The sequence below is a fragment of the Stenotrophomonas sp. STEN054 genome (assembly GCF_056854535.1).
The window spans coordinates 1-8,592 of sequence record NZ_JBXFWG010000086.1; the positions used below are offsets into that span (position 1 = coordinate 1).

The 8,592-nt window shown below is 68.6% G+C and carries 10 protein-coding genes; 1 reads left to right on the forward strand and 9 read right to left on the reverse strand.

The genetic code is table 11. The annotated features are described in order from the left end of the window. Nucleotides 1–83: 83 nt before the first annotated feature. The 9 genes from AC1VXD_RS19245 to AC1VXD_RS19285 all read right to left on the reverse strand — a co-directional run bounded on the left by AC1VXD_RS19245 (nt 84) and on the right by AC1VXD_RS19285 (nt 8,108). Nucleotides 84–1,853, reverse strand: a complete 1,770-nt coding sequence (locus AC1VXD_RS19245; RefSeq protein WP_482993397.1) for a DUF885 domain-containing protein — start codon at nt 1,851–1,853, stop codon at nt 84–86. 171 nt (nt 1,854–2,024) lie between these two features. Beyond that, nucleotides 2,025–2,366 (reverse strand): lipid-A-disaccharide synthase N-terminal domain-containing protein, encoded by a 342-nt coding sequence (locus tag AC1VXD_RS19250; RefSeq protein WP_108760679.1) that lies wholly within the window; start codon nt 2,364–2,366, stop codon nt 2,025–2,027. Next, nucleotides 2,366–3,088 (reverse strand): glycosyltransferase family 2 protein, encoded by a 723-nt coding sequence (locus AC1VXD_RS19255; protein ID WP_482993398.1) that lies wholly within the window; start codon nt 3,086–3,088, stop codon nt 2,366–2,368. The genes AC1VXD_RS19250 and AC1VXD_RS19255 overlap by 1 nt, the downstream gene beginning before the upstream one ends. Nucleotides 3,089–3,178: 90 nt before the next feature. Continuing rightward, nucleotides 3,179–4,144: an NAD-dependent epimerase/dehydratase family protein gene (locus AC1VXD_RS19260; protein ID WP_482993399.1), complete on the reverse strand. Its 966-nt coding sequence runs from the start codon at nt 4,142–4,144 to the stop codon at nt 3,179–3,181. A 45-nt stretch (nt 4,145–4,189) separates the two neighbouring features. Continuing rightward, nucleotides 4,190–4,915 (reverse strand): suppressor of fused domain protein, encoded by a 726-nt coding sequence (locus AC1VXD_RS19265; protein WP_482993400.1) that lies wholly within the window; start codon nt 4,913–4,915, stop codon nt 4,190–4,192. Between the two features lie 85 nt (nt 4,916–5,000). Continuing rightward, entirely contained in the window at nt 5,001–5,921 is a 921-nt protein-coding gene (locus tag AC1VXD_RS19270) for a ParB/RepB/Spo0J family partition protein (RefSeq protein ID WP_079224318.1), read from the reverse strand. Next, the gene (locus AC1VXD_RS19275) at nt 5,921–6,718 is read right to left on the reverse strand and encodes a ParA family protein (RefSeq protein WP_108770493.1); all 798 of its coding nucleotides are present in this window, start codon (nt 6,716–6,718) and stop codon (nt 5,921–5,923) included. Before AC1VXD_RS19275 ends, AC1VXD_RS19270 begins: the two co-directional genes overlap by 1 nt. A gap of 112 nt (nt 6,719–6,830) precedes the next feature. Further along, on the reverse strand, nt 6,831–7,469 hold the full coding sequence (gene rsmG / locus AC1VXD_RS19280) for a 16S rRNA (guanine(527)-N(7))-methyltransferase RsmG (protein ID WP_482993401.1): 639 nt from the start codon (nt 7,467–7,469) through the stop codon (nt 6,831–6,833). A gap of 39 nt (nt 7,470–7,508) precedes the next feature. Continuing rightward, nucleotides 7,509–8,108 carry a 4'-phosphopantetheinyl transferase family protein gene (locus tag AC1VXD_RS19285; RefSeq protein ID WP_482993402.1) on the reverse strand — a complete coding sequence of 200 codons (600 nt, stop codon included), beginning with the start codon at nt 8,106–8,108 and terminating at the stop codon, nt 7,509–7,511. Nucleotides 8,109–8,198: 90 nt separating this feature from the next. Between AC1VXD_RS19285 and AC1VXD_RS19290 the strand changes: the two genes are divergently transcribed. Beyond that, a complete protein-coding gene (locus AC1VXD_RS19290) occupies nt 8,199–8,450 on the forward strand; it encodes a GlsB/YeaQ/YmgE family stress response membrane protein (RefSeq protein WP_108766857.1) in 252 nt (83 codons plus the stop codon). Nucleotides 8,451–8,592 lie beyond the last annotated feature (142 nt).

The following is an 8,592-nucleotide window of genomic DNA, read 5'->3' on the forward strand; positions in this document are numbered from 1 at the left end:
GGGCGGGGGGGGGGGGCTCGCCGTGCGGGGCCCGGGGCGGGCGCGCTCCGGGCGCGGGGGGCCGGCCCCGGCGGCGCACTCCGTCAGGCCTTCTTCCGCTCGGCGATGTACGCCTGGATCTGCTGTTCCAGCACCGGCAGCGGCACCGAACCCTGCTTCAGGATCACATCGTGGAAGCCCTTGATGTCGAACGTGTCGCCCAGTTCCTTTTCGGCCTGTGCGCGCAGGCGCACGATGGCGATCTCGCCCAGCTTGTAGCTGAGCGCCTGGCCCGGCCAGGAGATGTAGCGATCCACTTCGGTGGTCACTTCATGCTCGCTCAGCGCGGTGTGGTCGCGCAGGTAGGCCAGGGCCTGCTCTCGGGTCCAGCCCTTGCTGTGCACGCCGGTGTCGATGACCAGGCGCGCGGCACGCCACATTTCGTAGGTCAGGCGACCGAAATCCTCGTACGGGGTTTCGTAGATGCCCATTTCCACGCCCAGCTTCTCGCAGTACAGCGCCCAGCCTTCGCCATAGGCGGAGATGTAGGCGTTGCGGCGGAACTCGGGCAGGTCCTTCTGCTCGGAGGCGATCGCGCCCTGCAGCGCATGGCCCGGGTCGGACTCATGCAGGGTCAGCGCCGGCAGGTTGTACAGCGGGCGCGACGGCAGATCGTAGGTGTTGACCCAGTAGGTGCCCATGCCACCGCGACCGGCGGTCCAGAACGGGGCGATATCCGGCGGCACCGGCACGATGGTGAAGCGCGCACGCGGCAGCGTCATGAACCGGCCGAGCTGGCCATCAGCGCGCTTGGAGATCCACGCAGCGCGCGACAGCAGCTCTTCCGGGGTCCTGGCGTAGAACTGCGGATCGGTGCGCAGGAAGGTCAGGAATTCGGCGAAGCTGCCCTTGAACTGCACCTGCTGGATGATGTCGTTCATCTCCTTCTGGATGCGCGCGACTTCACCCAGGCCGATGCGATGGATCTCGTCGGGCGACAGGTCCAGCGTGGTGTATTCGTGGATCTGCTGCTTGTAGAAGGCCTTTCCACCGGGCATGGCCTCGGCGGCCAGGGTGGTGCGCGCCTGCGGCACGTATTCGCTGACGAAGAAGGTGCGCAGCTGCTGGAATGCCGGCACCACCTTGCCGCTGATGGCCGCCGCGGCCTGTTCGCGCAGGGCAGCCTGTTCGGCGGCCGGGATGCTGGCGGGCAGCTTCTTGAAGGGCGCGTACAGCGGCGAGGTCGTCGGATCCTTCAGCTCGGCGACGGTGGCGATGGACACCTCGCGGCCGTCCAGCACCGCGCGCGGCACGCTGAAACCGCGCTTGAGGCCGGCGCGCATGTTGTCGGTCTGCTGGCCGAAGTAGCGCGGCACGTCGTTCAGGCGGGCGATGTAGTTGCGGTAGTCCTGCGCGGTCTTCATCTCGCGCCGGGCCATGAAGGACAGGTTGGACCAGAACGAGGAGTCCGAATTGAACGGCATCTCATAGGTGCGCAGGCGCGTGGCTTCGGCCAGGTTGAAGACCTGGTCGCGGTAGATCGCGTAGTTGACCTGGTTGTCGGCGGACAGGGCCTTGACGTTGATCTTCTTCAGGTCGGCCAGGGTTTCGTCCCAGACCTTCAGGCGGGCCTGCTGCGCGGCCGGGCCGACATCGGGCATGCGGGTGGCGTTGGCCGGCGCGTCCTCGTCCTCGCTGGCTTCGCCACCGCCCTCCTGGCGCCACTTCCACTCCTTCTCGTACAGCGCACGGAAGGCGACATCGGCGGCCGATCCGGCGGCCATGCTGGCCGGAGCGGCGGCCGGCGGGGCAGCCAGGGCGACCGCGGGGGCGGACAGGACAATCAACAGAGCTACGGCGAGGCGGGTTTTCACGAGCACAGGTTCCCGGGAAGGCAGATCCCGATGATCGCACCGTGCAGGGCCTGTGGCATGGGACGAAGGTCCTGCCTGCGCCCGATAGCGTGGGGCCATGCCCCGCGGAAAACAGATGTCCGCCGGGCATGGCCCGGCGCTACCGGATGTTGATCCGGCCCCCGCAAGCCCTCAGTGGCTCGCCTTGTCCCGCTTCCAGCCACGGTGCTGGATATCCAGGTGCAGGCTGTACAGGGCGGTGAACGCCGGGAACAGGTTCTGCAGCACGCCCACCGAGTCCTGCTTGGCCGAGAACAGGAAGTAGCTCAGGGTCATCAGGCTGCCGACCACGCTCATGTACCAGAACAGGCGCGGGATGACCGGCTTGCCGGCGCGCTTGGACGCCACGAACTGCACCAGCCAGCGGCCGCCGAACATCAGCGCGCCGGTGTAGCCGATCAGTTTCCAGCCGGTGACGTGCAGGCCGGTCCAGTACAGCCAGGTCAGCGGCTGGTCGAGCCAATGCAGCTCCATCAACGCTCCTCCACCGCAGTGCGCTTGCTGCGGGTGATCAGCCAGGCCACGCCGCGCAGGTCGCGGATGCCGACCAGGGCGCGGCCCAGGTTGTTGTACTTGGACACGCCGGCGGTGCGGTGGCGGTGGTTGACCGGCACGCTGGTCGTCCTCCAGCCGGCGCGCTGCATCAGCGCCGGCAGATAGCGGTGCATGTGGTCGAAGTACGGCAGGTCGAGGAAGGCCTCGCGCTCGAACAGCTTGATGCCGCAGCCGGTATCGGGGGTATCGTCGCGCAGCATGCGCGCGCGGATCGCGTTGGCCCACTTGCTGGCCCAGCGCTTGCTGCCACTATCCTGGCGGTTGACGCGCCAGCCGGCGAACAGCTTTACCTGCGCATCGGCCGACTGCCGCGCGGCCAGCAGCTTCGGAATATCGGCCGGATCGTTCTGGCCGTCACCGTCGAGGGTGGCGATCCACGGCGCGCGGGCATTGCGCACGCCGGTGCGGACGGCGGTGCTCTGCCCGCTCTGGCTGACATGGTGCAGCACACGCAGCTCGGGGGTGCTGGCCTTAAGGCCCTGCAGCACGGCCAGGCTGTCGTCGCGCGAGTTGTCGTCCACATAGACGATCTCGAACGGCAGATGGCCGCGCAGCGCGGCAACGATCTCACCGACCAGGGGCGCGACATTGTCGCGCTCGTTGAACACCGGGACGACAACGGAAAGCTCGGGGTGGCTCATGGGTCACTCGGCCAGCAGGGATACAAAGACCGCGCATTCTCCGAAGCCGAGGTTATCCGAAGATGAATCCGGCTGCGTGAGGGTACCTCCTCAGGCGCGATCGCCAAAATATTCGCGACACCACTGCACTACCGGCGGCAGGCCCTGCTCGATCGGAGTGACCGCATCAAAGCCGAAGGCGTCATGGGCGCGCCGGGTATCGGCCATCGTGCGGACCATGTCGCCTGGCTGCATCGGCTTGTAGACCTTCTGCGCGGGGCGGCCGGCGGCCTGCTCGATCACGCTGATGAAGCGCTCCAGCTCGACCGGCGTGTGGTTGCCGAGGTTGAACACCCGGTGCGGCACCGCGTCGGCGCTGGGGTTCGCGAGGGCGCCGAGGATGCCCGACACGATGTCGGAAACATGTGTGAAATCGCGCTGCATGCGCCCTTCGTTGAACACATCGATCGGACGCCCGGCCAGCACCGCGCGCGAGAACAGCAGCGGCGCCATGTCCGGCCGGCCCCACGGGCCATACACGGTGAAGAAGCGCAGGCCGGTGGCATGCAGGCCGTACAGCTGCGCATAGGTGTAGGCCATCAGCTCGTTGGCCGCCTTCGTGGCCGCATACAGCGAGCGCGGCTGGTCCACGCGCTGGTCCTCGGAGAACGGCGGCGTAGCCGAATCGCCATACACCGAGCTGCTGGAGGCATACACCAGGTGCTGCACGCCGCGGTGGCGGCACAGCTCGAGCATGTTGACGAAGCCGGTCAGGTTGCTGTCGACGTAGGCGTGCGGGTTTTCCAGCGAATAACGCACGCCGGCCTGCGCGGCCAAGTGGATCACCGCGGTGGGCTGCACCTCATCGAACAGCGCAGCCAGGCCCTGCTGGTCGGTCAGGTCCAGGGTGCGCAGGTCCAGGCCCGGGCACAGCGCGGCCACGCGATCGCGCTTGATCTGCGGGTCGTAGTAGTCGTTGAAGTTGTCCAGGCCGACCACGGCCTGGCCGGCCTCCAGCAGCGCGCGGGCGGTGTAGGCACCGATGAAGCCGGCAGCGCCGGTGAGCAGGATGGTCATGGCAGGGACTCTGTAACGAAGTTCAGACGGTGGATGTTACCGGTCTCAGAAGAAGCCGAAGCGCTTTCTGGCGACGTTTACCCGACCCGGCACGATCACGTCCTGGATGTTCTTCGCATCGAAGCGATCCAGCAGGGCCTCGGCGTCCTTCTTCAGCTTCAGGTCCATCTCCTCCGGGTAAAGCGGGACGATGGTCATGAACGTGATACGCCTGCCATCGTCCAGCTGCAGCGTGCCGAAGTCCTCGGGGGCGGTGACCGGCGGCAGCACGATGGCGCCATCGAAACCCACGCCCGGGGCGTAGGGCTCGGCCGGGTGGCCGTTGGGAATGGTGTGGCCGAAGCCGAGCCAGGTGTCGTACTCGTGCGGCAGCCGTGCCAGCGTCTTCAGCAACCGCACCGGCCAGTAGTTGCGCTCGTCTTCGAAGGCATCACCGCTGATCGGCCAATCGGCCGGCAGGGTCACCATCAGCTCCATGTATGCCGGGCCGGGCGCACCTTCGGGCAGGGTCATCGGCAGGTCGCTCATGCCCGACGTCACAAGGCGCAGGTACGGAAACGGCTCGCTGGCCGGCACGACGTGCACGTCGATATGCACGAGGTCGGAGATGATTTCGTGGAATACGCCCGAGATCGGCCCCAGGTGGCGCTCGATGTGCGCGCTGATGGCCTCGATGTGCGACTCACCCTGGGCCGGGGTGAAGTCCTTTTCCCGGCTGTGCACCAGGATCGGGCTGCCGCCCGGGCTGACGTCGTCGATGTCCATGCTCATTCCTGCTCCCTGGATGAGCCGCGGCACGAAGCCGTCCCGCGGCGTGTGCGTTTCCCTGCCGAGCGCTGCTGCAGCGCTGCCGCGCTCAACCCTGGCGGGTGCGCAGCTTTTCCAGCACGCCGTCCAGCGTGTCCAGATCGGTGTAATGGATGATCAGCTTGCCCTTGCCGCCGCGGCCGTGGTTGATGGCCACCTTGGTGCCCAGCGATTCGGACAGCTCGGTTTCCAGCGAGGCGATGTCGGCCTGCTGCACCTTCGGCGTGGCCACCGGGCGGTTGCTCGGCACCTTGCCGGCGGCGAAGGCCTGCGCACGGCGCTCGACCTCGCGCACGGACCAGCCCTCATCAGCCGCTTCCTGCGCCAGCTTGCCGGCCAGCTCCGGGGCCAGGGTCAGCAGCGCGCGGGCGTGGCCCATTTCCAGGCGGCGGGTTTCCAGCAGCAGGCGGATGGCCACCGGCAGCTCCAGCAGGCGCAGCAGGTTGGACACCGCCGCGCGCGAGCGGCCGACGGCTTCGGCGGCCTCGGCGTGGGTCAGGGTGAACTCGCTGATGAGGCGCTGCAGCGCTTCGGCTTCTTCCAGCGGGTTGAGGTCTTCGCGCTGGATGTTCTCGATCAGCGCCATCGCGATGACGGTGCGGTCTTCCAGTTCGCGCACCACCACCGGCACTTCGTCCAGCCCGGCCAGCTGCGATGCACGCCAGCGGCGCTCACCGGCGACGATTTCGTAGTTGCCCGCCGGCAGCTGGCGCACCAGGATCGGCTGGATCACGCCCTGCGACTTGATCGAGTCGGCCAGCTCGGAGAGCTTGCCTTCGTCCATCTCGCGGCGCGGCTGGTACTTGCCCGGCTGCAGCTGGCCCACGGCCAGCTTGCGCAGCACTTCACCCGGCAGGGGCTCGATGACCGCAGTGGTGGCCTGCACCTGGCTGGCTGCGCCCTTGGGGCCCAGCAGGGCGTCCAGTCCGCGGCCGAGGCCTCGCTTCTTGGCTGCAGGCTTGCTGGTCATCAGGCGGTCTCCACGGCCTTGGCGGCCTTGTTGCGTTCGTTGTTGCGGCGGATGATCTCGCCGGCCAGGCCCAGGTAGGCCACGCCACCGCGCGAGGCGCGGTCGTAGCCGACGATGCTCTGGCCGTGGCTGGGGGCCTCGGCCAGGCGCACGTTGCGCGGCACGATGGTGCGGAACACGCGGTCACCGAAGTGCTCGGTCAGTTCGGCCGACACCGCGTTGGCGAGGTTGTTGCGCACGTCGAACATGGTGCGCAGCACGCCTTCGATCTCCAGCACCGGGTTGAGGTTGGTGCGCAGCGCTTCGATGGTTTCCACCAGCGCGCTCAGGCCCTCCAGTGCGTAGTACTCGCACTGCATGGGCACCAGCACCGAATCGGCGGCGGCCAGCGCGTTGAGCGTCAGCAGCGACAGCGCCGGCGGGCAGTCGATCAGGATGTAGTCGTATTCGTCGCGGATCGGCGCCAGCGCGCGCTTCAGGCGCTGCTCGCGCTCTTCCTGCGCCATCAGCTGGATCTCGGCCGCGGTCAGGTCGATGTTGCCCGGCAGCAGGTCGTAGCCCTCGGCGGTGGCCACGCGCACGTCCGCTGCCTTGGCTTCGCCCAGCAGCAGATCGTAGGTGGAGGAGACCAGCTCGCGCTTGTCCACGCCACTGCCCATGGTCGCGTTGCCCTGTGAATCCAGGTCGACCAACAGCACGCGCTTGGGTGCGTTGGCCAGGGAAGCGGCCAGGTTGACGGCGGTCGTGGTCTTGCCGACGCCACCCTTCTGGTTGGCGATGGCGATGATGCGGGCCATGCGGGTGTGCCTCGTCGACGTGTGCTGGGACCGGTCATTATGCGTACAACCGGCCCCGTGCGGAAATCATGGATCGCCAACCCGTTGTTTCGCAAAGGGCTGGCGGTGGGGTTCAGGGGCCTGTAACGGTGACCAGATGGCGTTCGCCGGCCAGGCCGGGCACGCGCAGCGGGGTCACCTCGCGCACCTGCCAGCCTGCCGGCAGGACCGCGATCTCGTCATGCGGGTAGACGCCCTTCATCGCCAGCAGCACGCCACCGGGGCGCAGCAGGTGGCCACCGACGCGGACGATGCCGGCCAGGGTGTCCATGGCGCGTGCGGTCAGCTGGTCGTAGCGGCCGGCCTCGTCCAGCGCCTCGGCGCGCGATTCGGCCACGCGCGCATTGGTCAGGCCCAGCTGGCGCACGGCTTCGCGCATGAAGCGCGCCTTCTTGCCATTGCTTTCCACCAGGGTGACCTGCAGGCCCGGGCAGGCGATGGCCAGCGGGATGCCCGGCAGCCCGGGGCCGGTACCGAGATCGGCCAGGCTGCCATCGGCCACGAACGGCTGCATCGCCAGCGAATCGAGCAGGTGGCGGGTGACCATTTCCTGCGGATCGCGGATGGCGGTGAGGTTGTAGGTGCCGTTCCAGCGGTGCAGCAGCGCCAGATAGCGCAGCAGCGGCGGCGCCAATACCGCCGCCAGGCCCATGCTGGCCAGGCCCTGTTCCAGCGTGGAGACCACGCCGGCGGGAAGATCGTGTTCGCTCATGCCGTCATTATCGCCGGTTTTGCCTGCCGCTTCGCCGCTTCAATGCGGATACCAGGCCAATGCCGCGCGGAACTGGCCGCTGGCCTGCCATTCGTGCAAGTGCCAGCGCTCGGCCTGGCCCAGTTCGGCGTCGCACCAGCGCAGGTGCAGGGCACCATCGGCGCCGGGCGCCAGCTGCAGGCGATGCAGGCCGAAGGAGATGCCCTGGCCGTGCGCCTTGAGCAGCGCTTCCTTGGCGCACCACACGCGGAAGAACCAGTGTTCGCGCTCGTCGGCAGCCAGCCCTTGCAGCCACGTCACTTCGTCGGGGTGGAAGAAGCGCTGGATGATCTCGAGCAGGCGCGGGCGCGGGCGCAGCAGTTCCAGGTCCACGCCCAGCCGCACGCCCTCGCCCAGCGCCACCAGCAGCACCTCGCCGCTGTGGCTCCAGCCGGTGCCGTAGTGGGCCAGCGCGCCGGCCAGCTCCGGCCGGCCCTTGTCGTCGCGCACCAGCGGCAGGGCATCGGGTTCGCCGCCCAGCGCCTGCGCCAGCACCTGCCGGGCCTGTGGCTCACCGCGCTGGCCGGGCACATGCGGGCAGCGCCAGACCGTCACCGGGCCGAAGCGCCAGGGGCCGTCGAGGGTGGCTGGCAGGCTCATCCGCACGCGCCCGTCACGGGATTGCACGACGGTTTCACGGCACTGCGGGTCAACTGGTCCCCGTCCCTTCCCCTTCCAGAGGTCACGTTCATGGGCATCATCATCTGGCTGATCGTTGGCGGCATCGTGGGCTGGCTGGCCAGCATCATCATGCGTCGCGACGCCCAGCAGGGCATCATCCTCAACGTCGTGGTGGGCATCGTCGGCGCGCTGATCGCCGGCTTCCTGTTCGGCGGCGGCATCAACGATGCCATCACCCTGCGCACGTTCCTGTTCTCGCTGATCGGCGCGGTGATCCTGCTGGCCATCGTCAACCTGTTCACCCGCAAGAGCATACGGTGAACTGCCGGGTAGCGCCGGGGCGGGCCCCGCGGGGGGCCGAGCGCGCCCGCGGGCCCCCGCCCCGCCCCCGCCCCCCCCCGCCCCCGCGCCCCCCCCCCCCCCCCCCCCCCGCCCCCCCCCCCCCCCCCCCCCCCCCCCCCCC